Consider the following 26,063-nt stretch of genomic DNA (forward strand, 5'->3'; position numbering starts at 1 on the left):
GTTATATCCCTCGTGTTTCAATTACTTCTATTGTTCGCAAGTTAAAACAAGAATCTACTTATTACATTTGGCGTTCACCACACAGGTCATTCTTATTTAAACATTTTTGAAAAGAACATACTTTCTGCTCTGATGGTTATTTTGTTTGTTCAATAGGTGAAGCATCTCCTGATATTATTCGTGAGTATATTCTCAATCAGGGTTAGTCGCTTACATCCCACAGGCTAAAGACCTGTGGGTTTTACGCTCCGTTTTATAAATTATTGTAATTTTTGATGTGTTCTCCACCATAAATCAGGCATTTCACCTGCCACTGCCAATTGATAATCTTCGTAACGGCAAGGCACTAAATAAAAACGTTCATTCACTGATTTCGTGCCAAAATAAGGCACCTGCATCCACCAACGGTCTGATTTTTTACTTTTCACAAAAACCAATTCGTGATCTTCGTTTTCTAAAGTCGTACGGTATATAATATACGCTGATTTAGGAATCAAAGGTGCATCGTTTTTGCGATTATAGTATCCATCAATAAAACACCAAATCATCTGCGAAACCAACATTGCTGTTTGTTCCATTGGGTCGAATGTGGGATTAAATTCATAAAATCCAATCGAACTACATTTATCCGACATCCCCGCATAACGCGCGAGTTGACATGCTTCATCTCCAAATAAACCATTGGGAACCGCATTAGCATTTCCTGGTGCTTCCGAAGCACGGATTGCACCGATATCAAAACTAACCATATCTGCTGCGCGAATTATCGGTTCTGCCTGATCTAGTTTTCCTGCTATCATCCCAACACGCTGCGCGTTGAAAAACAGCTTATTGTACATATTGATAGATTCTTTGCTGACTAAAAAAGTCTGATAAGCAACATTATTCAGATTGAATAAATAATCTGGCTGATGCAAAATCAAATGATTCAGATAGGTCTGTGAGTTCAAGGGCATATCTTCTGTATGCTCTTGATCCAGATCAAATTTCGAATCAATTATTGCCACTTCAACACGTTGCTCCAAATCTTGATAACCACGATATTGCGCATAGGTCAGGTCTTGACCTCCACCAATGATAATAGGCAGGATATTTTTCTTTACCAACTCCTCTACTACCAATTTTAATGCAGCATAGGTATCATTAATAGATTCACCAGCTTTGATATTTCCAAAATCGACTATTCGAGTTTTATAATCCCCTTGATACAAATCATATAGATGTTTACGTACCGCATTTGGAGCCTTAGCAGTTCCTTTATTATTTACCGCAACTCGATCTTCCTCCACACCAATAATTGCAAGATTAGGACGATGCTCTTCATCTTCCCAATTTGGAAATTCATCCTCATACCTTTGTATAATCCGTCCCAATTGAGAATTTAAATACTCTTCTTTGGATGTGAAATCCGACAGCTTTATTGGTGAAAAAAAATCTGCTAATGACATATGTGGAAATTATTAATAACGAAAAAAACTCTTTTTGGTATATCGCTATGCAAATATGCATTTATTCATTCAAATGATAAAACATTCCTACAATCATATGATATAAATACAGTATAACTTTTGCATTCCATGACCTAAAAATCTATATTTGAATGGGTAAAAACATTATAAAAGAAAGCACGTGATATTAGTAACTGGAGGTACGGGTTTTTTAGGATCAACGCTCATAAAATTGTTAATCGAACAGGGTCACGCTGTAGTGGCTACAAAGCGTGCTTCTTCGACCATTCCGAATATGCTAAAGGCTTCATCACTGATTCACTGGGTTGATGCAGACATCACTGATTACTTTGCTATAGCGGATATTTTCAAAAATATTACGCATGTTTATCATTGCGCGGCCAAAGTTTCTTACCAAAAGGAAGATGCGCAAGAATTATATTTAGTTAATGTTGAAGGCACTTCCCATATTGTTAATCTTTGTGTGGAAAACAATGTTAGGCTGGTTCATGTAAGTTCTATCGCAGCATTAGGAACAAGCAAAAACAACAAACCAGTCAATGAACTGGACAAATGGGAATACGATCCAAAAATGTCTAATTACGCCTTATCAAAGTACAAAGCAGAATTAGAAGTTTGGAGAGGCATAAATGAGGGTCTTGATGCTGTTATTGTAAATCCCTCTGTCATCATGGGTATTGGATCTTACAAAAAAGGTTCAGGTGCCATCTTCGAATTGGTCAATAATGGAATTAAAATATTTACAGGAGGATCTGTAGGTATAGTGGATGTGGATGATGTGAGCAAGATTATGGTACAACTTATGAACAGTGAATCCATTTCTGGAGAACGATTTATCTTGAATGCAGAAAACATTAGCAATAAAGAATTATTGTACCGCATCGCGAAATTAATTGATAAAAAACCTCCAACGATCAAAGCCAACAACTTTATGTTGTCTGCCGCGTGGAGATTATCCAAACTCTTATCCAAAATCACAGGAAAAAAACCAGTCATAACCGAAGAATCAGCTCGTGCTGCATCCGAACTTTTGGCTTATTCTAACGAAAAAATAACACAAGAGTTAAATTATTCATTCAAACCACTGAATAAAACGCTTCAAGAAATAGCAAACGCATATTATAACAACAACAGTACACAAACAATCTAAACATCGTGAAAAATTATTACATCATTGATTTCGACAGTACGTTCACACAAGTGGAGGCATTGGACGAGCTAGCTCGTATATCATTAGAAGGTAGTCCAGATCAAGAGCAGGTATACAAAGAAATCGAACGTTTTACCAACTTAGCGATGGAAGGTAAAATCTCTTTTCGCGAAGCTTTAGCAGGTCGTGTCGCTTTATTGCGCGCCAATAAAGAACATTTGCAAAAGCTTATTAAACACTTAAAGAAAAAAGTTTCTAAGTCATTTGACCGCAACCGCGAGTTTTTCAAGCAAAATGCTGATACAGCCTGGATTGTATCCGGAGGATTCAAAGAATTCATTGTTCCCGTAGTATCACCTTACGGCATTAGAGAAGAAAACATTTATGCCAACACCTTCAAATTTGATGATAATGGCTACATTATTGGTTTTGATGATACCAATCCATTATCCAATGAAGGCGGTAAAGTACAACTTCTAAAAGATCTTAATATCCAAGGCAAAATCTATGGTATTGGCGATGGATATTCTGATTTTCAATTGAAAGAATCCGGATTAATTGAGAAGTTTTTCGCTTTTACGGAAAATATTTCGCGCAAAAGCGTTACCGATAAAGCGGATCACGTTACGCCAAGTTTTGATGAATTTTTGTACGTAAATCAATTGCCTTCTGCAATTTCTTACCCTAAAAACCGTATTCTTTGTTTAATCGTGGGCGATGTGCCAGAAATCTCTGCACATATTCTAAAACGTGATGGATTTTCCATCCGCGTGAAAGAAACATTTGAAGATAAATACACCAAAGATGTAGGTATGCTTTTGTTGGGCAACGGTGTAGAAATTTCAGATGAACAATTGTCTCATTGTGATAAATTGAAAACGTTAGGTTACTTGGGCGATGTAAAAGGTCGTGTAAGTAGAAGAATCTGTAATGAAAAAGGTATTGTTGTTTTCGATGATAAAAAGGAGAAACCTACAAATGCGGAATTCGTTCCTCGTCGTATGGCTGATTTTATCAACAATGGCGATACTGATCAAAGCCGTAACTTTCCACACCTGATTTTACCAAAAAAATTAAAAGGTCACCGCTTATTACATATCCACAAAAACGTACCTGGTATCTTAGCACGTATCAACAATATTTATGCTGATAATGAAATCAATATTTTATCACAGTTCTTAATGACTCGCGGAGAAATCGGGTATGTGGTTACCGATATAGATTCGAATTACGATAAATCATTGATCAAACAACTGAAACAAATCGAAAACACGATAAAATTCAGAATCTTATACAAGAACTAATGATAAAGGCTTTCTAAGGAAAGCCTTTTCTGTTTAAGATGATTTTATTTCGTATTTTCAGCGTCAAATTATATACCATGAAAAGACTATTTATCTTGATGCTGAATTTTATTTGTGTGACTAGCTTTGCACAATTTAAAGAGCCTGCGGATCCTAAAAAAAAATTAGCTGACTATGGAGCTTGGGAAAAATTATCGACAGGAATTCAATTTGTGTTCATCGATCCCGACTACAGCTTATCCAAACATAATGTTCCTACGCAACAGACTAATAAAAGTTGGAAAGCAGATGCTTGGGCAGGAGAAACAGTCAGTACGCAATTAGCTGTTTTCAGTAAAGATACTAACGTAGATAATTCATCTTTAGAACTATCTTACTCCGATCTAAAATTTGGTAAAAATATTATTTCCAAACAAAACATTCACTTCTCTCCTATTGCTTATGTAATCAGCGATGATCCTTCCAAATTGGGATCAGCATGTGGTATTAATATCATCTTGGATTCCACATTGGTAGCGGATAGAATACTAAACGCTTCGACAATAGAATTTAATTCCAAAGAGTCAAGACCTTTATGGTTGAGTATTGATATTCCTAAAAATACTAAACCCGGTCTTTATAATGGAACTATTACAGTCAGCATAAAATCTGCCAAACGAACGAAAAAACTTAATCTTCCTTTTACCATAAATGTGCTTTCGTATAAATTAGCAGATGCAAAAGATTGGTCCTTTTATCTTGACCTGTGGCAAAACCCGTATTCTTCGGCTCGTTATTATAATTTAGAACCTCTTTCTAAAGCGCACTTAGATAAAATCAAACTTATAATGAAACGTCTTGCAAATGCTGGGCAAAAGAATATCACAACCACGTTGATATATGACCCGTGGAACAGCCAAACTTTCGACAAATATGACGCTATGATTCGTTGGATTAAGAAAAAAGATGGAAGTTGGGAATATGATTATAGCCTATTCGATAAATGGGTTGAATATATGCAGAAAGAAATAGGTATTTCTTCATATATCAACTGCTATAGTATGCTTCCTTGGAACTTATCTTTTTATTATTTCGACGAAGCTACTCAACAGCGTGAAGTACTGAAAGCAAAACCAAGCGAACAAGCTTATGAAGACCATTGGTTACCTTTCTTAAAAGATTTTGCAGCTCACCTAAAGCAAAAAGATTGGTTCAATAAAACCACAATTGCTATGGATGAAAGACCAATGAAAGATATGCAAGCCGCGACCAACATTATTAAGAAAGCAGATCCTAATTTTAAAATTTCCTTAGCAGGATATTATCATCCAGAATTGTCAGATGATATTATCGACTATACTATTCCATTTTATGAAACGATGACTCCTGAGGTGTTAGCAACGCGAAAAGCCAAAGGTTATATCACAAGAGCATACACTTGTTGTACGGAGACATACCCGAATACTTTTACAAGTTCTGGATACTATGAGCCGATTTATATGATCGTAAACACTCTTCAACGTGGTTTTGATGGCTATTTACGCTGGGCTTATGATTGTTGGAATGAACAACCTTTAGAAGACACAAGATTTGGTTCTTGGGCAGCAGGAGATACTTACTTAGTTTATCCTGATAATGAAACGAGCATTCGTTTTGAAAGACTGCGTGAAGGTATTCAGACTGTAGAAAAAATCAAGGCACTAAGATTATCATTAACTCAAAAGGGCAAAACTGAACAGCTTAAAAATTTAGAAGAGCAAATACAACAATTCACCAACAAAAATATAAATCGCGATTTGATTCCCTCACAAGTCAAAAGCTTAAAAAATTTATTAAATTCACTTTAAGATATAAGAAAAAGAAACTATGAGAAAGACAATTTTGTCACTAGCTACTGTGGCTATGATGTTTTTAGGAACAGAATTAAGCCAAGCGCAGGTACAATTACCTCCTGCTAGTAGTACGACCACCATTATCCAAGGTCTAGGTATCAAAAATATTATTTTATCGTACCAACGTCCCAATGCAAAAGGTCGTAAAATATTTGGAGATCTAGTGCCTTATAATGAAGTATGGCGTACTGGTGCTAATAATATTCCTACGCTAACATTGGATGAAGAAGTAGAAATTGAAGGCAACAAAGTTCCTGCAGGGACTTATGGTCTTTTTACTATTCCAACTCCTTCAGAATGGACGATTATCTTGAGTAAAAATCCTAAACAATGGGGAGCTTATCAATACAAACAAGAAGATGATTTTTTGCGCTTCAAAGTTAAGCCACAAAAGTTGGCACATAAGGTAGAAACATTTACGATTTTATTTGAAGATGTGACGATAAATTCCACAAAAGTTACTTTGGCTTGGGAAAATACACAAGTAGCTTTCTCTATCAAAACAGATCAAAGCAAAGAAATTATGGAAAGCATCGAGCATGCCATGCAAGGTGAACGTAAGCCTTACTTCCAAGCTGCTCAATATTACTACACTAGTAATTTAGACATCACTAAAGCTGCGGAATGGGTAAAATTAGCAGATCAAGGAAATACAGGAGCTCCACATATCAAATATTGGAAATCATTGATTTTGAATAAAGCTGGAGATAAGGCTGGAGCGCGAAAAGCCGCTGAAGAAGGTATCGAAATGGCTAAAAAAGCGAACAATCCAGAATACGTTAAGTTAAATACACAAGCTTTAAAAGAAGCGAAGTAGTAAAATAGTATTCCTCACAACAATAAAGCCTTCTCTAGTAGGCTTTATTGTTTTAATGCGTTATATAATACCTCTACGGGATGGAGGGCAGTTTCTTTTGTGCCATCGTGAATTTGGTGGCGACAACTTCCACCGGTAGCGACAACAATTGCTTTAGTTTCCTTGGCTCTAACTTTTGGAAATAGGACCAATTCTCCAATTTGCATGGAGATATCGTAATGTTCTTTTTCATACCCAAAAGCCCCAGCCATACCACAGCAACCCGAAGGAATTATCTCTACTTCATTTCCCGCGGGAAATGACAATAAATTAGCTGTACATTTCTGCAGTTTCCAAGCTTTTTGCTGACAATGGGTATGTAATAATATATTCTGATTTAGCTTAGTAAAAGATTCTTTCTTAATATTACCCTTTTGAATTTCCTTCCAAAGAAATTCTTCCATCACCATAGCAAATGCCCCAATACGCTGTGCCTCCTCTTCTAATTCCTCATCTACCAAATCCACATATTCATCCCGAAAACACAAAATTGCCGAAGGCTCAACACCGACTAAAGCTATTTCGTCTGTAAGACGGGGAGCAAATGTTTTGACATTTTTATTCGCTAATTTGCGAGCGTCTCGTAGCATACCTTTGGATATTAATGCTCTTCCGCTAAAAGGATGATCAATTACCAACACTTCATAACCTAAAGCTTCCAACAACAAGATAGCTTTTTTGCCCAAGTCTACATCGTTGAAATTTGTAAATTCATCACAAAAGAAATACACTTCCTTTATCGGTCTTCTATCTGTCCAAAGTGGTTTTTCGCGTTCTAAAAACCATTTTCTAAGCGATTTTTTTGCTATCGCCGGAATGGTTCTTCGGTAATCAAAACCAACAATGTCTTTTACAATTTTGCTTATTACTGAGTTGGAAGTTATCCAATTATAGACTCCCGGAATATAAGACATCAATGCTGTCAGCTGATCTACCTGACCAACCATGCGCGTACGTAGCGGAAGCCCGTTTGCATCGTGGTAAGCCTGCAAAAAGTCAGCTTTGACTTTCGCCATATCGACACTCGACGGACACTCTATTTTACATCCTTTACAGCTCAGACACAGATCCATGACCTCTTTGATTTCTGGATGATCAAAGGGATTTTTTTTATGGGAATTGGTTAGAAACTCCCGCAAGATATTCGCTCGAGCACGTGTTGTATCATGTTCATTACGCGTTGCCATATAAGAAGGGCACATTGTTCCTTTGGACAATTCTGTCTTACGACAGTCCCCAGATCCATTACATTGTTCTACGTGCTGCAGTATATTCTGTCCTTTATAACGAAATGTAGAATTAATGTTTCTAGGGGAAGCATCAGGCGAATAGCGTAAGAATGTATTCATTGCAGGAGTATCCACGATTTTTCCTGGATTAAAAATTCCATTTGGATCCCAAGTAGTTTTTATCTGCTTAAGCAATTGGTAATTGTGTTCTCCAATCATGTAAGCAATGAATTCCCCACGTAGACGGCCGTCACCATGCTCACCACTCAGCGAACCTTTGTACTTTTTAACCAACTTCGCTATTTCAAATGCTATATCACGAAATAACTGGTTTCCCTCTTGAGTTTTTAGGTTGATAATAGGTCGTAAATGTAGTTCACCAGTTGCTGCATGCGCATAATGCACCGAATACAGATTATACTTCGAAAGAATCTGATTAAATTCTGCGATATACGCGGGTAAATCTTCTACATCGACAGCGGTATCCTCAATTACTGCAACTGGCTTTTCATCTGATGGCGTATTGCTCAACAATCCAAGCCCTGCTTTACGCAAATCCCAAACCTTCTTTTTATCTGCGCCAACAATTAAGGGGAAATAATAACCATACCCCGATGCACGCATATCTTTCTCAACAGCTTCAACTTTCTCCAGAATATCAGCCTCATTCTCGCCATCGTATTCTACAATCAGAATAGCTTTTGGATTTCCTTTGACAAAGAAACGATTTTGCTGTTGCTCTAAATTATTTTCAGTACAAGCCAAAATATAATCGTCCATCAACTCGCTTACCAAAGGTTTATGCTTCAAAGCAATTAGATTCGCTCGCAAAGCATCATCCAGAGACGCAAAATGAACACAAAGCAAGCCTGTTGGCTTCTTGGAAAGCTGATTAACGTGAAGTTTTATCGAAGTAATAAATAAAAGTGTGCCTTCCGATCCACAGATTAATTTAGAAAAATTGAATTTTTCACTACCTGATGTAAAAGGATCAGTTTCCAAAAGCATATCAATTGCATAGCCTGTGTTGCGACGCTCAACTGATTTCTTTGGAAACTCCCGACGAATTTCTTCCTGATTACGATAATCACTCAAAACAGATCGTATTTGCGCATACACTTTACCTTCTAAGGTTGGAAGTTCACATTTAGCTAGAAATTCATCGAAAGTCAAATCCGAAAAAATAACTTTCGAACCATCAGACAAATAGCCTTCTACTTCCAAAGTATGCTCTCTGGTACTTTTATAAACCAAAGAATTGGAGCCGCAAGAATTATTTCCAACCATTCCGCCAATCATGGCACGATTTGCCGTAGAAGTTTCGGGGCCGAAATACAATTCATAAGGACGTAAAAACATATTCAGTTCATCACGAATTACTCCAGGCTGTACACGTACCCATTGCTCCTCTTTATTGACTTCCAATATTTGGGTAAAATGTTTTGAAACATCCACTACAATACCGTTTCCAACAACTTGACCCGCAAGTGAAGTACCAGCAGTACGAGGAATTAAGGAAGTTTTATTTTCTAGCGCAAAAGTGATTAATAGCTGAATATCCGCTTCCGTTTTTGGAATGGCAACAGCCAAAGGTATTTCTCTATACGCAGAAGCATCTGTTGCATACAACAAACGCATTTTTGTATCGAAAAAAAGATCGCCCGAAAGCGATTCCTTTAATACCTGCAACTTTTCTTCCACCTTACGAACCTTTTATTTGTGTGGTATATGTACTTTCAAAAATCTTGTCTGCATTATTGGTTTCAAAACCATCACGACGATGTTTTGGACGGAGTTCTTCTTTGGGTAGGTGCGCAAATTCGGGCAACACCGAGCGTTCTGCAAATTCTACATAACTTCCCGCTATTTTTAGGGTCTTACCATCGGAAAAAGTAGCGTCATATAAAGCCGAAACAGTACTACTTTGACGCAACAACTTGTCATCACTCGTCTTGATTACACCACCCGAATTATTCAATTTTACCCCGATACTTAGTAAGAAATCATTGAATTCTTCTAAGGTATTATAACCATCCTTCAACTCATGAATACTTATAGTATAGTGATTCAAATAATAGCGATTGTAAATCACCCAAGCCGCATATTCACTTTCATTCAGTAAAGTTTGGTATTCTTCGGAAGTAGGTAAGCCCCATAGAGGTTTTTGCAAAAATGCAGCAGCTTCCTGTCCATTACTTAAATCTAAATCATCCACAGGATCCGAAGTAATAGGTGATGTATATTTATAAATAATATCTTGTGCTGCTTGACTTAGCTCTTTGACACGCAATTCTGAAACGAAAATACGAGGATAGCCCTCTGCAGGTGGCGAAAACCAATACGCGTCCAATTTTTTACCTTCGAAATAATAATAATCTCGTTTCACATAACCATAGGCTTTAAAAATCTTTTCAAAAGAAGCGATACCAAGATTTGGAATCCCCAACGTTCGAAAAGCAATATGGTCATTGACAATATCATCTTGGGATTGAACGACACCTTTATCCAATAGGGCTTTTGAGATTTTATCTACATCCGCAACATTTTTACGATAATGCTCGAATAAATCATTCAAAACAATATCTAAAGGATTATTTTCTTCAAAATGCATGGCACCAAAATTTAGCGTTTATATTAAGGTAAATTTAATAAAAACATTTTGATATTCGTACGGACTAAATATAAAAAAAGAGAATATTATTCGGGTTAATTCGCAATTGTAAAAATTTAATTCACTAAAAATTTATAGTTCGTCCTTCAAGAGTTCTTCTAATTCTTCAGCGCTAAGATTCATATTTATATTTCCATCTTTTGCAAAAGAAATCTCGCCAGTCTCTTCCGAAACGATAACAGCAACAGCTTCCGAGACTTCGGTAACACCGATGGCTGCGCGATGACGCAAACCAAACTGAGGAGGTAAATCTTCACTATCCGACAATGGAAGCACACAACTAGCTGTCATTACCCGAAAATCTACAATCACAACAGCCCCATCATGCAAAGGACTATTCTTGAAAAATATACTTTCTAATAAGCGTTTGGATAAAGGCGCATCAATATATTCTCCACTAGATTGGTAATATTCTTCATCAAAATATCTAGAAAACACAAGCAATGCTCCTGTCTTCGCTTTAGACATACTTCGACAAGCGTCTACTATGATCTTTATCTGCTCAGAATGATCTTCATTTGTTTTGCCTTTATTAGCAATGAAATTCAGGAAAAACTTTTTTCGTCGCAACGAAATATTCTTCCCAATATGAAGTAAAAAACGACGAATTTCCTGTTGAAACACGACGATAAGCGCAATAGAACCTACGGAAATAAAGCCTCCAAAAATCTCAGTCAACAGGCGCATTTCCAACTGCTTCACGACCAAATATATACCGTAAAACAAACCTACCCCCAACAAAATATTTACAGCAATAGTCCCTTTGATCAGACTATAGACATAATATATAATCACAGCGACCAACAGGATATCAATAATATCCAGTAACCGAAATCCTTCTAATATATTGAAACTTAATCCATCCATTTCTATGCAATTTAAAAAAATTATAGCAGGATTTATTCCTCCAATCATCCAAATGATAAACTTTCTTTACCTTTGTGGTTTAATCTGTTAAACTATGACAAGACTTTCCGTAAATATTAATAAAATTGCCACGCTGCGTAACTCACGTGGAGGAAATGTACCCAACTTAGTAGCCGCTGCCTTAGCCTGCGAGCGTTTTGGGGCAGAAGGAATCACAGTCCACCCACGCCCAGATGAGCGCCATATTCGTTATCAAGATGTATACGATCTGAAAGCAGAAATAAAAACGGAATTTAATATTGAAGGAAATTGTCTAGAGCAAAAATTTGTGGATTTAGTATTAGCAAATAAACCTGCTCAAGTCACTTTGGTTCCTGATGCTTTAGGTCAACTAACTTCTAACCATGGTTGGGACACGATTAAAAACAAAGTGTACCTGCAAGAGATGGTTAAAGTGTTCAAGGATGCTGGAATTCGTGTGTCCATTTTCGTGGATCCTATAGAAGAAATGATCGAAGCTGCAGCTGAAACAGGTACAGATCGTGTTGAATTATATACGGAGGCTTATGCCGCAGAATTTGGTTTTGACAAAGAGAAAGCAATTGAGCCTTATTTCAAAGCGGCATTAAAGGCAAGAGAAGTAGGCTTAGGATTAAATGCTGGACATGATTTAGATTTGAATAATTTAGCCTATTTTAATCAGCATATCCCAGGATTATTGGAAGTAAGTATTGGCCATGCTTTGATTTCTGATGCTTTGTATTTAGGTTTAGAAGAAACCATCAAGCGCTATTTAGCTGCATTAAAAGCTTAAAATAATGTTTATAAAAAAAGGAAAGTCGGATTGAATATCAATCAGACTTTCCTTTTTTTTATTTAATTAGGTCTTACTTAATACCTTTAAAAATTCTATTCCAACGAATCTTCGACAAGAAGGAACCGTCCTTATCCCAACTCAACCATGTAAATAAGGCTTTACCCACAATGTGATCTTCTGGCACAAATCCAAACGCACGCGCATCAGACGAATTGTCTCGATTATCTCCCATCATCCAATAATAGTTCATTTTGACCGTATATGTAGAAGTTTTCGTACCATTGATATATATACCATCATTACGAACTTCTAAGGTATTGCCTTCATAAATACTTATAATCTTTTCATAGATAGCAAGATTATCTGCATTAAGTTCGACTACCTCGCCTTTCTTAGGGACTTTTAACGGTCCAAAATTATGGAAATTCCATTCATAATGGTTCGTATGTGGAAATGCAGAAGAATTATTATCATAATTTTCTACTTTCACAACATTGGACCAACTTTTTACTTCTTCAACTTCTTCTTTCGTAATGTGCAAAACATATGGTTCTCCGAAAATATTACCAAATTCATCCTTCTCAAATTCCATACGCTTATCAATAAGTTTCTGTGGATTTAAGCCAGAACCATCTGTATAAATTAAATAAGCATGTTGGACATCATCCGAGTCATAACCCACCCCATTATTGACATACAAAACACCTTTACGCATTTCGACTACATCTCCAGGAATTCCTACAGCACGTTTGATATAGTTTTCTCTTTTATCCACTGGTCTAAAAGTTTCCTCTGGGAAATTAAAAACCACTACGTCGTTACGTTCAATATTTTGAAAACCTGGCAATCTTTTATATGGTATGTGGATTAATTCAGAATAAGCTTTACCACCTGTAATTGGCATCGTGTGATGTGCAAAAGGAAATGCTATTGGCGTATTTGGAATACGTGGACCATAGTTTAATTTACTTACGAACAAGAAATCTCCTACTAATAATCTTCTTTCCATCGATCCTGTAGGAATCATATACGCTTCTATCAAGAAACCGCGAATCAAGGAGGCTGCTACTGTCGCAAAAATGATTGCGTCAACCCATTCACGACCTACTGATTTTTTATAGGGATATTTTTTCTTGAATTCTTCTGTAGCAGATTGACCTCTATATTTTACATTTGCATCCTTACCCCACATAGGCAATACGATGAAAGGAACTAATACAGCAGCTGCAGTTTCCCAAAAACGTTGTTTTCCGAATGATTTAAGAAAATCTAAATACAGACTATAAAAGATAAATATATTGACAATTGGGACTAATAATAAAGCAACCCACCATGCAGGTCTGCCTATCAATTGTGTCATTACATATTCGCGATAGAAAGGAATAATAGCTTCCCAGCCTTGTTTGCCAGCCTTTTTAAACAGCAAAAATAATCCGTAAAGGGAAATTACTGTTAAGACTCCAAAAATAATATACCACATATTTTATATTTTACATAGAAACCCACTAGGTAGAAGGTATTCGAGTTTATTTATTAAAATCAAAAATTTCTGTTACCTGATAAAAACCTTTTTTACCATACAACCATTCTGCAGCAACAACCGCTCCTAAGGCAAATCCATCACGATTGTGTGCTGTATGCTTGAACTCAATCTGATCAACTTCAGAACTATACAATACTGTATGCGTACCCGGAACCTCCTCAATACGTAAACTTTCAATTAAAAGCTCATTAGGTTGATTAACCACTTCTTCATCCGAGCCAACAACTTGATTAACCCAAGTCTTTTTCACGTCACTGTTATCGATAATTCCTTCGGCAATAGTAATTGCAGTACCACTAGGTGCATCCAATTTATGGATGTGATGAATTTCTTCCACCTGTACGTCATATTGTTGGTAAGGACTAACGGCTTTAGCCAGTAACCTGTTAATATGAAAAAAGATGTTCACACCAATACTGAAATTAGAACCATACAACAAAGATTGATTAGCCTCCAAACACGTTTCTTTTACTTCTTGCAAATGTTCATACCAGCCTGTAGTACCAACTACCAAAGGCAAATCTGCTTCGAAACACAAACTTATATTAGCTAAAGCTGCATCTGGAGTACTGAAATCAATAGCAATATCCGCATCAGCTAAATCTTCCGCTGTAATAGATTCTCTATTGTGTGCATCAACTATCAACGCTATTTCATGGCCTCTTTTAAGTGCAAATTTTTCAATTAGCTGCCCCATTTTGCCATAACCTAGTATAACGATTTTCATATTTAAGGTTTATCTATTTAAAATTAAACGTCAACTTCACCCCAGGGGTAAACTGACGGCCAAAGTTCATATTATATGCCAAAGCAGATGTTGGTAATAAGGTTGGAGTAATCTTGAATCCCAAATCATCTCCTATATTGTAGCGGAAACGCAACATAGAATCAACATATGCCTCCAATACATTTAATCCCCACCATCCAGCAGTGACCAAAATAGTCATATCACGATAGCGACGATAGTTATCTTTTGCTCGAATCAAACCATCCAAACTCTGATATCCTTCCAAATCTGGATCTCCTGTAGCTCCATTATTATCAATTCGGTAGGCTGCTTCCTTTACAAATTTTTGATAATGCCAGTTCCAAAAATCAAAAGTTAAATATCCTGTCAAAAGGCCACCATAAATAATTGGCAATTTAATCCAAACATATTTACCCCCGTTTGTGATCTGCCCCCAGCCTGGTGCAAGTAAAGATCTTTTCCATGCTACAGTAGACAACTGTTCTATTGCTAGACGTGTGGAATCTTTTAAGATATCTTTATAATAATATTTCTCGCGTTCTTTCTCCGCCCTTTCCCTTGCTTTCCGCTCCTCACGAGTTTCTTTCTTTTTGACTGTATCCTGAACAGCTTTTACACTATCCAATGCATTTGCAGTGGTATCTAAAGCGACTTTCTTAGTTGAATCAACTTGCGAATAGCCTCTAAAAGTGCACAGTAAAAAGAAAATTAAGACTAAATATTTCGGCATTACCAATCTAACAATTCTAAAATACGGCTCAAATCATCTTCCGACTCAAAAGGAATTTCAATAGCTCCTTTTCCACGAGAATTTTTCAAATTCAAACGTACACGCGTCGAAAATTTCGAGGCTAAATCATCTTCAATTTTTTGATATTGAAAATCCAATTGCTTTCCTACCCCTTTACCCTTTTTAGGCTTAAGTTGCTCTTGAATATTACGGACTAAGATTTCGGCCATACGTACAGAAAGATCTTTATCAATAATCTCCTGATATACAAAAAGCTGTTTGTCAATATCACCTACATTAATCAAAGCACGTGCGTGCCCCATTGATATTACACCATCACGAATACCTGCTTGTATCACTGGTGGTAATTTCAATAGGCGTAAGTAATTAGTCACTGTAGAACGGTTTTTAGAAACACGGTCTCCCAATTCCTCTTGCTTTAAATTACACTCCTCTATCATGCGTTGAAAACTCAAAGCTACCTCGATAGCATTTAAATTTTCACGTTGAATATTTTCAATCAATGCCATTTCCAACATCTGTTGGTCATTAGCAGTACGTACGTAAGCTGGAATTTCTGTTATTCCTGCTAAAATAGATGCGCGTAAACGACGCTCACCTGAGATGAGTTGGTATTGATTTTTACTAACCTGTCTTACTGTAATCGGCTGAATCAAGCCTTGCAACACGATAGATTCGGAAAGCTCTTTCAAAGCAGCTTCATCAAAATCTGTACGCGGTTGAAATGGGTTGACAGCAATTTGTTCTATTTTAATAAAATTAATACTGCCTGCCGAAGGTGCTGCTGTGTCACCAATCTCGCCTTTGGTAGTACTAGGAGATACTTTCAAATCATCCTGCAATAGCGCACCAAGTCCTTTTCCTAATCCTGTTTTACGTTGTAATGCTGCCATTATACGATTGCTTTTTCTTCTTTATTATGTTCTACCAATCCGTTCTTTTGTAAAATCTCACGAGCTAAATTCAAATAGTTAATTGCACCTTTACATGAAGCATCGTGCATAATTACCGAAATACCAAAACTTGGAGCTTCACTTAGACGTGTATTACGTTGGATAATTGTTTCGAATACCAGATCAGTAAAGTGCGTACGAACTTCTTCAACTACTTGATTTGACAAACGTAGACGCACATCATACATCGTCAACAAGATACCTTCAATCTCTAAATTCGTATTTAATCTATTTTGAACGATTTTAATCGTATTCAATAATTTACCCAAACCTTCTAAGGCGAAATACTCACATTGTACCGGAATGATTACGGAATCCGAAGCTGTTAAAGCATTAATGGTAATTAAACCCAATGATGGTGAACAATCGATTATAATGAAGTCATAATCATCTTTTATCTCATCCAACATTTTTTTCATTTTGTACTCACGCTCATTCAAATTGATCATCTCAATCTCCGCCCCTACCAAATCAATATGTGCTGGCAATAAGTCCAAATGAGGTGTATCGGTAGCTTTGATAGCATCACGCGGGTTCAAATCATTCACCAAACACTCGTACACACTCGCTTTTATACCACGAGGATCAAAACCAATACCCGAAGTAGAGTTTGCTTGTGGATCTGCATCCACCAACAAAGTTTTATATTCTAAAACTGCCAAACTTGCGGCTAAGTTGATTGATGTTGTTGTTTTCCCTACACCGCCCTTTTGATTTGCTATTGCAATTATTTTTCCCATGAGATACCGAACCTTTACAATTTTGTGTTATCAATTGTAGTTCTCGCATAAAATTAACATTTACCGCATGTACTAAATACTTAAATGATGTTAAATTTACTATTTTTGAGAACTCCTGATACTATTACTCAGGATGCTAAGATACAAAAAATTGACATACGATTAGACAAATCGTGCATCGATTACGATAAGTTGCAACATCACAATGAATTTAATTATATCGGGCACAAATAGGCTGGGTAGTAACTCTTTAAAAGTAGCTAACTACTACAAAGCAGAATTAAACCGCAAAAGCGAGCAATGGGAAATATTCTCCTTGGAGGATTTACCACATGATATTTTATTCACTGATTTGTACGGAAAACGATCTGAAGCCTTTTCTGCTATACAAGCTAAAGTTTCCGCAGCGCAAAAATTCATTTTCATCATCCCAGAGTACAATGGAAGCTATCCTGGTGTATTAAAAATATTTATTGATGCTTGTGCATATCCTTCTTCTTTCGCTAATAAAAAAGCGGCCTTAGTGGGTGTTTCTACTGGAAAATATGGAAATATTCGTGGCGTCGACCATTTTACAGGCGTATGCAATTATGTCCGCATGCATGTACTTCCATTAAAGATACATGTTCCACACATTCAAAATGAACTAGATCCATCTGGATGCTTTGTAGACCCTATTACACTAAAGTTTATTGATGAGCAAATTGAGGAGATTTTGAGATTTTAATTCCAAAAAAATTAGAACAAACAATTTTCACTTTATCATAAACAGCTCATCTACATAGTAGCTATCCAAAAAATTTGAATACAAGATATAGACGGTAAACATTTCATAAATTGGCCATAAAAAAAAGCACCAATTTCTTGATGCTTTTCATTTGTGATGTGGAGGCTACTGGATTCGAACCAGTGACCCTCTGCTTGTAAGGCAGATGCTCTGAACCAGCTGAGCTAAGCCTCCTAGAATGATTGGTGGAGAATACTGGATTCGAACCAGTGACCCTCTGCTTGTAAGGCAGATGCTCTGAACCAGCTGAGCTAATTCTCCGTAGAATGTTTGGTGGAGGCTACTGGATTCGAACCAGTGACCCTCTGCTTGTAAGGCAGATGCTCTGAACCAGCTGAGCTAAGCCTCCAAACATTTTTTTATTCTTTTTCAGAACGAGCAACCTTATCCTGATTGCGTGTGCAAATATAGCCCTAATTTTTAAGTTTCAAAATGTTTTTGCAACTTTTTTACTGTCTTAAAGTGTAATTTCCTAATAAAAAGATAGATAAATTTTAGTCATAAAATTTCCAAGAAGCACCAAATCTAAAGTTTGCTGGATTCATAGGATAACGACGAACTGTATAATATCCTTTTGGATACAAATATTGATTGGTAAAATTATTACTGATAAATAAATTTACACGCTTAATATTCATTGTTGCCCAAAAATCAACTATAGGATATGTAGAAAATTCTAAGCTTGTATTCGTATTATAAAACTGTCCTGTGTTGATCGAGTAAGAAGGAGTTACGAATGGCGTATTGAAACGGACATCCGTACCTATACGTAAATTCAACACATCAAACCATCTAGCATCATAGTAGAAACTATGCCAAGTATATAATTCCGGAGTAGCAATGATATTCATGGCATCTGACTTTTGATAGACTACACGGTTATCCAAATGGAACTTTCCAAACTTGAAATTTTGCTCCACAGTAGCTTTTATAAAATTCAAATTACCATATTGAGCGGCTTCAATCACCTTATCCAGTCTGCCATCATCATTAGGATTATCTACCTCCTTGAAATAGGTGTAATTGTTAATTAAGAAGTATTCTACACGTCCCTTAAATCCTAATTTAGGGTTGCTGTACATGAAAGATAAATTCTGTGTTTTGGTTTTATCTAAATTATTGTTCCATTGATGATAGGTATAATTCATACGGTTGAATACCATTTCGGGAGATTTATTTTGGGAATAAGCTCCTAATGAAATCTTCCCCACCTTTTCACCTATCAAAATATCAGCTTTCGCCTCATACAAATAATCACCAAAATTGTGCCCCACTACGATTTGATTCACACCCAAATTAAAATTAATGCGATCAGAAAATTTATAACTCAAATCTCCCTTTACAGAGGAATTTTGATAAAAATCTGTGGAAATACTATCTGCATACCAAATCAAATCGTTTTGAAAACCTAGATTTAATTTAGCCTCATTTTTCAAAACTGATTTAGGACGTAAATAAAATGCATAGGTAAATTCATTTGAAATCGTAGTTACCTTAGTGGTATCGTGCACTTCTTTAAAATTTCCAAATGGAAAAGCACTGTATGTATCATCCTCATTTTTATAAAACACAAATCGTTGTTGACGAATATGAGTATTGTGCGCAATAGCGTTAGTAGGATGAATTTCCATTTCGGGCTGATCTTTATTAACCGTATCCAATCGACCTATATAATAGGATTGGCGCAGGAAAAAGCTATTATCATTCCACTTATTATAAGGTCGAGTCTGGCGTTGACCACGCAAGCGAGTACCTACCGAATACCAAGAACTTACTTTAGGATCTCTAAATACGGTATCATTTAATACAGACCCATTTTCAGGAGCGTCCAATTTATTGAAAGTCATATTAGCAATCATATTATAACGTTTGCTTGGTGACTCATACCAAGTATTCACTGAACCTTTCCTGTCGTTGTAATCTTGATTATAAAAATATCCATCCGTATTAGTCGCATGATAATCTACACCTATATTCCAGTTTGGATTTATATTTTGGGTAAGTTTTGCTTTGAACACTTGATCTGCAAAAAAGAATCCTACAGCATACAATTCCGAATAACGCGCTCTTGCACGGTAATACTGTACAGAATCGGAAGTCAATAGATAACGTTCTAAAGCATGAAAACCAGGCTGAAAACCAATCTTCTTACTGGGCTGAAAAAGTAAATCTCGTGTTGCCAACCCGTACGAGCCGAGATTTATACTTGGATTCCAAGGAAGGTTCTGTTTATTGTAATATTGGAAATTGTAGTGTGTAGTATCTATTTGTTGGGTATAAGTCGCATATTTCAACATATTCAATGTAGCATAACGCACATATTTTGCTGAAAAGACCACAGAATCTTTCTTATTATCTTCTTTTGCTCGGGCAGAATCTAATGCCGAACTAAATTCATCATTGACCTGTGCTTGGACGGCAAAAGTTAGTGACAAGAAGAATACTATACTTAAGAGGCTACGCAAAAAATTACTACTCATCTATTACTGGAATATATTTCGCAAAAATAAAGAAATTATGATGTTATTGTAGTGCAATTAACTCTTTTAACACCTGTGTCATTTTTGGCTCTACTTCTGCGGCTATTTTAACTATCTCCGAAAGAGAAACAGGCTGCAGGTCCTCATGAAAACCTTCATCCGTAATAACAGAAATGGCAAACACAGGTAAGCCCATGTGATTGGCTACGATTACTTCAGGCACTGTACTCATTCCCACGATATCGCCCCCCATTAGTCGCATATAACGGTATTCGGCACGTGTTTCCAGATTAGGACCAGGTGTGGACACGTAGACTACTCGATGCGCATTAACACCCAGTCTCTTTGCAATCTCTAAACCCTGTTCTTGCATCTTTTTATCATAAGGAGCGCTCATATCAGGAAAGCGAGAACCATAAGTTTCGTCATTAGGACCGCGTAATGGATTGTCAGTAAGCAAATTGATATGATCGTCGATAATACCAATATCACCTTTTTTAATTGCAGAATTCAATGAACCAGATGCATTGGAAACGAATAGTTTCTGAATACCTAAGTCTCGCATGACTCGCACAGGAAAAGTTACCTCCTGCATATTGTATCCCTCGTAGTAATGCAACCTTCCTTGCATAGCCACGACCTTACGACCATTCAAAATCCCAAATATCAATTTACCTGTATGGAATTCCACTGTGGAAATAGGGAAATTAGGAATGTTGGAATACATCAATTGATAGTGTACTTCGATTTCATTGACAAGCTTTCCTAAGCCTGTACCTAATATAATACCAAATTCGGGAGTGAAATCGCCAATGCGTTGACGAATAAAGGAAACCGTGTCGTCTATTAAATGATACATGTGTACAAAAAACTAATACTCAAACTTAGTGTTAATTTTTTGCACACACAAATCACTTATAGGCTTTATTATTTAGCCGACAATTGCTTATCTGAAGCTCTTCCTGGAGAAGTAAACCACAATAATATGAACGTAATTAATCCGTTGTAAACGATCAATTCGAAACCAATTTTGTATGTAGTATGTGGCAATACATATAAGGTCATTAACCAAATAAGAATCGGTGCCAACACGCAGATATATGGTACAAGATTGTCATTCACTTGACGTTTTGTCAAAATACCGAAGGCAAATAAACCCAATAATGGCCCATAGGTGTAACCCGCAATTTTGAAAATTGCTGATACTACCGAGTCATCATTGATCGCATGGAATAACACAATCACAAGCAACATCACAATAGAGAATGCCATGTGTACAATGTTTCTTTGCTTCACCAATTTAGGATCATTTGGATTTTCCTTTTTATTGAAACCTAAGAAATCCACGCAGTATGATGTCGTCAGTGCAGTCAAAGCAGAATCCGTTGTCGCAAAAGTTGCAGCCGTCAAGCCCATCATAAATACGATTCCTGGTAACAATCCTAAATGTTTCAACGCAATCTCTGGGTACAAATAATCCGACTTACCCAAATCTTTCACATTGATACCATTTGCTTCAGCGTAGAAATACAACAAAGCTCCAACACACAAGAAGAACACATTGATAACCACAAAAATGGATGTGAAAGTCATCATATTCTTTTGCGCTTCACCAATTGTTTTCATACTTAAGTTCTTTTGCATCAAATCTTGGTCAAGACCAGTCATTGCAATTGTAACAAAAGCACCACCAATAATATGTTTCCAGAAGTGTCTTGTATCACCTAAAAGATTTTCCCAAACAAAAACTTTAGAATAAGAACTATCTTTTACTTTTTCAAATGCTTCTACTACTGTAATTCCAAGTCCATCTGCCATAAAATAGATTGACAAAATTACAGCAAGCACTAAGAATGTAGTTTGCAATGTATCTGTGATAATAATTGTTTTTAGACCACCTTTGTTGGTATATAACCAAATTAACAACAAACAGCCCGCTACGGTTACGATAAAAGGAATATTCCAAGCATCAAAAATATAGCGTTGCAATACAATAGCTACCAAATAAAGACGAAATGCTGAACCGATAGTACGTGACACTAAAAAGATCATCGCACCAGACTTGTAACTTTTATACCCTAATCTTTCTTCCAAATAGGTATAGATGGAAGTTAGATTCATACGATAATACAATGGCAATAGTACGTAAGCAATAATGATAAAGCCTAGTGCATTTCCCAAAACGAATTGGAAATAACTAAAATTATTCGCTGCTAAACCAGCCGGTGCATTACCAATATCTCCTGGAACAGAAATAAATGTAACACCTGATAGTGCAGTACCAATCATTCCAAAAGCAACTAAATACCATTTGGAATTACGGTTAGCTACGAAAAAGGTGGAGTTATCTGCCGAGCCTTTAGATGTAAAATGTGAAACAGCCAATAATACAGCAAAATAAACTACTAGAAATGATAATAATATTATAGGAGACATATATAGTCTTTAATGTTTAGTATTGTTTTTGATTGAATGCTTCGATAGCTTGACGCACATTTCCAAACTTTTCCAACAATTCTGTTGCTAAAGTTTCTTCAGCGCCTGTTTCAGCCATAACCATGCGCACACCACGACCTACTAATTTGTGATTTGATAATTGCATGTCTACCATTTTGTTTCCTTTCACGCGTCCCAATTGGATCATAACAGAAGTACTGATCATATTCAACACTAATTTTTGTGCTGTACCTGATTTCATACGTGTAGAACCTGTTACAAATTCAGGACCCACAATTACCTCTACAGGATATTTTGCGATAGCCGCAATCGGTGAACCGCCATTACATACCACACAACCTGTGGCTATGCCACGTTTATTTGCCTCTTGCAAACCACCAATCACATAAGGAGTCGTACCAGAAGCTGCAATTCCTATAATAATATCGTTTTCTGTGATTACATATTCATCTAAATCTTTCCACGCTTGTTGCATATCATCTTCTGCAAACTCAACTGCTTTGCGAATAGCGGTATCACCACCAGCAATAAGACCGATTACCCAATCAAATGGAACACCATATGTAGGTGGACATTCCGAAGCATCTAAAATACCTAAACGACCGCTCGTTCCAGCTCCTATATAAAAAATCCGACCACCTTTTTTCATTCCCGCTACTGCCACATCAACTAAAGCCTCAATCTGAGGGATTGACCGTTCCACTGCTAAAGGAACTGTTTTATCTTCTTTATTTATATTAATAAGTAACTCAAGGACAGACATTTTGTCCAAATCCTGATAATTCGAATCCTTCTCTGTTGTATTAACCATCTAAATCGAAATCTTAATTTTATTTTAATATCGTAAATATGCGATTTTTTTACAAAACACGCAAAAAAACGCAATTATAAATTTTCAAGCGATACGAAATTATATTTTTTTGAGCGCAATTCATCTATGATTTGTTCCAGTTTCAAATATAATTTATCCGTACGGCGCGAATCAGTCCCTAAATGAATAAGAATAATATAACCATTCAACCCGTTTGCCTTTTCAAATTCATGTAATTGGTTCAAAATCCTAAAGGAAGACATATATCTAGCACCCATTTCTGGATAAGTATAATCAGCAGGAGTTCGCAACCCCGGTGTAAAATTGTACACCTGAAAGCCCATTTCTGTTGACCACTCTACAATTTTTTTATTGTACCACTCATAAGGCGCAATAAAAATATTTCCTCTTTCAATTCCTATTTTTCCAAGACATTGTACGTTTGCTTCCAAATCATTTACAAACTCCATTTTGGTCAGCAATAAGCTATCACGATTTTCCCACGGTGAATACAATAAATGCTTATCTGAATGTGGTCCGATATAATGTCCTTTCTTTGCTAATTTTTTCAGAAGATTTACCGACTTTTTATCTTCTAAAAATTTACCTGTCACAAAAAAAGAAGCACCCACATCTTTCTTTTCCAATACGTGGCTAATATGCGGTAATCCATCTCGAAATTCATCACCTGTAAAAACGAGACTTATATTTCTATTGTCTAGATTACCGCGCACTACAGCGCCATATTCATCTATTATCTTTTTTTTTTTACTCTCTGCTTCCTTTGCTGAGAGCAGATAAATCAACGACGCCGTACCGTCCATTGTTGGCTCATTCGTGCTGTAATCACCAAAATCATCGTGGTAAACTACTAAATCACTTTGAAATTCAGCATAACCATCTGGTTTTAATAACTGAATTCCAATTAAATTATTGTATATCCTGGCATAAACTGGTCCATCTACTAATCCACCATCAATGGTATAATTATGCAAATAAGTAAACGATGAATGTGGATATACTGGGGTATCACCATCAGCAGGTAAACCGACCACCATACTTGTTCCCCAAGGATTTACACCAAATAACCAATCAAAATTTGCTTGTTCTAATTCCTGATATTGTGCATCGCCAGTCAATTTTTTGTACCAATATGCTTGAATAGCAAAGGATGTTGTTAAATTATTGCTACACCAAATGTAAGGGACACCACGATAAAACATATTTTCTCTGGCTCTGTTCCATACGTATTCTATCCCATCTTTGTAATACTTCAAAATCTCTTGCTTGTCCTGGCCTTCCATCAATTTAGCTAACTCATAATGGCCCAAATTAATAAAAGGATAGTATTGATAGTGATTTGCTGTGTCACGAATCATCCAGGGTGTAACGGGCTCTTGACGAGCATAATCCAAGCCTTTGGAAAGGTTGACTTTATCTTTATCCAACGAGTACATCATTGCTTCTGCTAGTTCCATATCGTCTACCCAATTATCTTCGGCATAAATGTATGGTGATTTAACAGAGACAGTTTGTGTGACACCGGGTTTGATATGGGCGTAATCGTATGCTGATTTTGCTTTTTCTTTCAAAAGTTTAGCATAATCCGCATGCGAATTGTTCAACAATTGGTACCCCAAAGCAAATGCACTTGTTAATTTTGCAGCAGTAGAACTTGTACCTTTGGTATTATTCATAAACTTACCCCTCTGCTGAGGTTTACCATCTATGAAGTAAACAGGACGTTCGTGACCTCTTCCGTATAAAGAGTCTAGCCCCGGCAATCTGTAACCCGAATGATCACGATCGTCAGCTATTTGATTAAACATCATGTTAGATTTTGGATGCATTTTTAACAACCAATCTAATCCCCATTTTGCTTCGTCCAGAACATCTGCAATACCATTGTTTCCATCCAAGCCATTTGCTTGTTTTTCATCTGAAAACACTTGTGGAAAATCACGATATGCAGCCAATAAATGAAAAGTAGCATTCGCTGAAGTAGTGGAATATTGCAAATAATCGGACGCATCGTGCCAGCCACCTCCAGCGTCAATATGCGTGCTATCAGGTAAACCAACTGAGGAAGCATACATCGTGAAGCCATCGTGCGTATGACAACTATCTTTTAAATAGGGATTGAATAATGTCCGTTGTTGACGCATATACCGCAATGCATAATCTGCTGATCCTTTATATACATCTTTATTTATTTTAATCACAGCTGATGAAGTTCCATCATTCGTTTTTACGATGTATGTACCCTCTTTTTTTACAGCTGAAATATCCAATCTTGCACCTTGATCAAAAGGACCATATTTTCCGAATATTTTATTGACTTTACCTTTGTAAACTGACTTATTGGTCTTGGCATCAATTACTGTAAAAGATTTAATTCTAGTATCCGTTTTGGAAACCCAAACCAACACTTTAGTACTTTCTGGCAAATAGCCAAGTTGATTTATCCGAATCCACGACTGCTGCTGCTGCTGCTGCTGCGCAAAAGTCAAGGAAACTATACAAAGTTGAAGGATTAAAGATATTATTTTTTTCATGGCT

Annotated in this window: 20 protein-coding genes and 3 tRNA genes; 6 read left to right on the forward strand and 17 right to left on the reverse strand. The window is 36.5% G+C overall.

What is annotated here, in order from left to right; all coding sequences use genetic code 11:
* Positions 1 to 260: 260 nt before the first annotated feature.
* The gene (locus H8B04_RS13900; protein ID WP_190302738.1) at positions 261 to 1,448 is read right to left on the reverse strand and encodes a formimidoylglutamase; all 1,188 of its coding nucleotides are present in this window, start codon (positions 1,446 to 1,448) and stop codon (positions 261 to 263) included.
* Between the two features lie 181 nt (positions 1,449 to 1,629).
* Here H8B04_RS13900 and H8B04_RS13905 point away from each other — a divergent pair, with 181 nt between their 5' ends.
* The 4 genes from H8B04_RS13905 to H8B04_RS13920 all read left to right on the forward strand — a co-directional run bounded on the left by H8B04_RS13905 (position 1,630) and on the right by H8B04_RS13920 (position 6,611).
* The gene (locus H8B04_RS13905; protein WP_190302739.1) at positions 1,630 to 2,619 is read left to right on the forward strand and encodes an NAD-dependent epimerase/dehydratase family protein; all 990 of its coding nucleotides are present in this window, start codon (positions 1,630 to 1,632) and stop codon (positions 2,617 to 2,619) included.
* Positions 2,620 to 2,624: 5 nt separating this feature from the next.
* A complete protein-coding gene (locus H8B04_RS13910; protein WP_190302740.1) occupies positions 2,625 to 3,923 on the forward strand; it encodes an HAD-IB family phosphatase in 1,299 nt (432 codons plus the stop codon).
* Between the two features lie 77 nt (positions 3,924 to 4,000).
* A complete protein-coding gene (locus H8B04_RS13915; RefSeq protein ID WP_190302741.1) occupies positions 4,001 to 5,749 on the forward strand; it encodes a glycoside hydrolase domain-containing protein in 1,749 nt (582 codons plus the stop codon).
* Positions 5,750 to 5,768: 19 nt separating this feature from the next.
* Positions 5,769 to 6,611, forward strand: coding sequence for a DUF2911 domain-containing protein (locus tag H8B04_RS13920; RefSeq protein WP_165290287.1), 843 nt, complete (start codon positions 5,769 to 5,771; stop codon positions 6,609 to 6,611).
* Between the two features lie 44 nt (positions 6,612 to 6,655).
* Here the strand turns inward: H8B04_RS13920 and H8B04_RS13925 are convergent, their stop codons facing one another.
* The 3 genes from H8B04_RS13925 to cdaA all read right to left on the reverse strand — a co-directional run bounded on the left by H8B04_RS13925 (position 6,656) and on the right by cdaA (position 11,417).
* Positions 6,656 to 9,580, reverse strand: coding sequence for an FAD-binding and (Fe-S)-binding domain-containing protein (locus H8B04_RS13925; RefSeq protein WP_190302742.1), 2,925 nt, complete (start codon positions 9,578 to 9,580; stop codon positions 6,656 to 6,658).
* Position 9,581: 1 nt separating this feature from the next.
* A complete protein-coding gene (locus H8B04_RS13930) occupies positions 9,582 to 10,490 on the reverse strand; it encodes a DUF1338 domain-containing protein (protein WP_165290289.1) in 909 nt (302 codons plus the stop codon).
* 132 nt (positions 10,491 to 10,622) lie between these two features.
* Positions 10,623 to 11,417 (reverse strand): diadenylate cyclase CdaA, encoded by a 795-nt coding sequence (gene cdaA, locus H8B04_RS13935; protein WP_165290290.1) that lies wholly within the window; start codon positions 11,415 to 11,417, stop codon positions 10,623 to 10,625.
* Between the two features lie 94 nt (positions 11,418 to 11,511).
* Here cdaA and H8B04_RS13940 point away from each other — a divergent pair, with 94 nt between their 5' ends.
* Positions 11,512 to 12,231, forward strand: a complete 720-nt coding sequence (locus H8B04_RS13940; protein WP_190302743.1) for a pyridoxine 5'-phosphate synthase — start codon at positions 11,512 to 11,514, stop codon at positions 12,229 to 12,231.
* Positions 12,232 to 12,304: 73 nt separating this feature from the next.
* Here H8B04_RS13940 and lepB read toward each other — a convergent pair whose 3' ends face one another.
* Genes lepB through H8B04_RS13965 form a run of 5 tightly spaced genes read right to left on the reverse strand, consistent with a single transcriptional unit; the run spans position 12,305 to position 16,969 of the window.
* Positions 12,305 to 13,714, reverse strand: coding sequence for a signal peptidase I (lepB, locus tag H8B04_RS13945; protein WP_165290292.1), 1,410 nt, complete (start codon positions 13,712 to 13,714; stop codon positions 12,305 to 12,307).
* 46 nt (positions 13,715 to 13,760) lie between these two features.
* Positions 13,761 to 14,504 (reverse strand): 4-hydroxy-tetrahydrodipicolinate reductase, encoded by a 744-nt coding sequence (gene dapB, locus H8B04_RS13950; protein WP_165290293.1) that lies wholly within the window; start codon positions 14,502 to 14,504, stop codon positions 13,761 to 13,763.
* 13 nt (positions 14,505 to 14,517) lie between these two features.
* A complete protein-coding gene (locus tag H8B04_RS13955) occupies positions 14,518 to 15,255 on the reverse strand; it encodes a DUF5683 domain-containing protein (protein WP_165290294.1) in 738 nt (245 codons plus the stop codon).
* Positions 15,255 to 16,169, reverse strand: a complete 915-nt coding sequence (locus H8B04_RS13960; RefSeq protein WP_165290295.1) for a ParB/RepB/Spo0J family partition protein — start codon at positions 16,167 to 16,169, stop codon at positions 15,255 to 15,257. The genes H8B04_RS13955 and H8B04_RS13960 overlap by 1 nt, the downstream gene beginning before the upstream one ends.
* Positions 16,169 to 16,969 (reverse strand): ParA family protein, encoded by an 801-nt coding sequence (locus H8B04_RS13965; protein ID WP_165290296.1) that lies wholly within the window; start codon positions 16,967 to 16,969, stop codon positions 16,169 to 16,171. Before H8B04_RS13965 ends, H8B04_RS13960 begins: the two co-directional genes overlap by 1 nt.
* Before the next feature lie 205 nt (positions 16,970 to 17,174).
* On the opposite strand from H8B04_RS13965, the gene H8B04_RS13970 reads away from it, so the two are divergent.
* Positions 17,175 to 17,696, forward strand: coding sequence for an NADPH-dependent FMN reductase (locus tag H8B04_RS13970; protein ID WP_165290297.1), 522 nt, complete (start codon positions 17,175 to 17,177; stop codon positions 17,694 to 17,696).
* A gap of 159 nt (positions 17,697 to 17,855) precedes the next feature.
* Here the strand turns inward: H8B04_RS13970 and H8B04_RS13975 are convergent.
* From H8B04_RS13975 to H8B04_RS14010, 8 genes are all read right to left on the reverse strand, one after another.
* Positions 17,856 to 17,930, reverse strand: a tRNA-Val gene (locus tag H8B04_RS13975).
* Between the two features lie 9 nt (positions 17,931 to 17,939).
* A tRNA-Val gene (locus H8B04_RS13980) sits at positions 17,940 to 18,017 on the reverse strand.
* A 10-nt stretch (positions 18,018 to 18,027) separates the two neighbouring features.
* Positions 18,028 to 18,105 (reverse strand) — tRNA-Val (locus tag H8B04_RS13985).
* Between the two features lie 145 nt (positions 18,106 to 18,250).
* Positions 18,251 to 20,236, reverse strand: coding sequence for a putative porin (locus H8B04_RS13990; protein WP_165290298.1), 1,986 nt, complete (start codon positions 20,234 to 20,236; stop codon positions 18,251 to 18,253).
* 43 nt (positions 20,237 to 20,279) lie between these two features.
* Positions 20,280 to 21,095: a purine-nucleoside phosphorylase gene (locus H8B04_RS13995; RefSeq protein ID WP_190302744.1), complete on the reverse strand. Its 816-nt coding sequence runs from the start codon at positions 21,093 to 21,095 to the stop codon at positions 20,280 to 20,282.
* A 68-nt stretch (positions 21,096 to 21,163) separates the two neighbouring features.
* Positions 21,164 to 22,672 carry a sodium:solute symporter gene (locus H8B04_RS14000; protein ID WP_190302745.1) on the reverse strand — a complete coding sequence of 503 codons (1,509 nt, stop codon included), beginning with the start codon at positions 22,670 to 22,672 and terminating at the stop codon, positions 21,164 to 21,166.
* A 16-nt stretch (positions 22,673 to 22,688) separates the two neighbouring features.
* Positions 22,689 to 23,504 (reverse strand): N-acetylmuramic acid 6-phosphate etherase, encoded by an 816-nt coding sequence (murQ, locus tag H8B04_RS14005; protein ID WP_149912768.1) that lies wholly within the window; start codon positions 23,502 to 23,504, stop codon positions 22,689 to 22,691.
* Between the two features lie 74 nt (positions 23,505 to 23,578).
* Positions 23,579 to 26,059, reverse strand: coding sequence for a glycoside hydrolase family 9 protein (locus H8B04_RS14010; protein ID WP_190302746.1), 2,481 nt, complete (start codon positions 26,057 to 26,059; stop codon positions 23,579 to 23,581).
* Between the last annotated feature and the right edge of the window lie 4 nt (positions 26,060 to 26,063).

The sequence above is a fragment of the Sphingobacterium litopenaei genome (assembly GCF_014692495.1).
GTDB classification, from domain to species: Bacteria; Bacteroidota; Bacteroidia; order Sphingobacteriales; family Sphingobacteriaceae; genus Sphingobacterium; species Sphingobacterium litopenaei.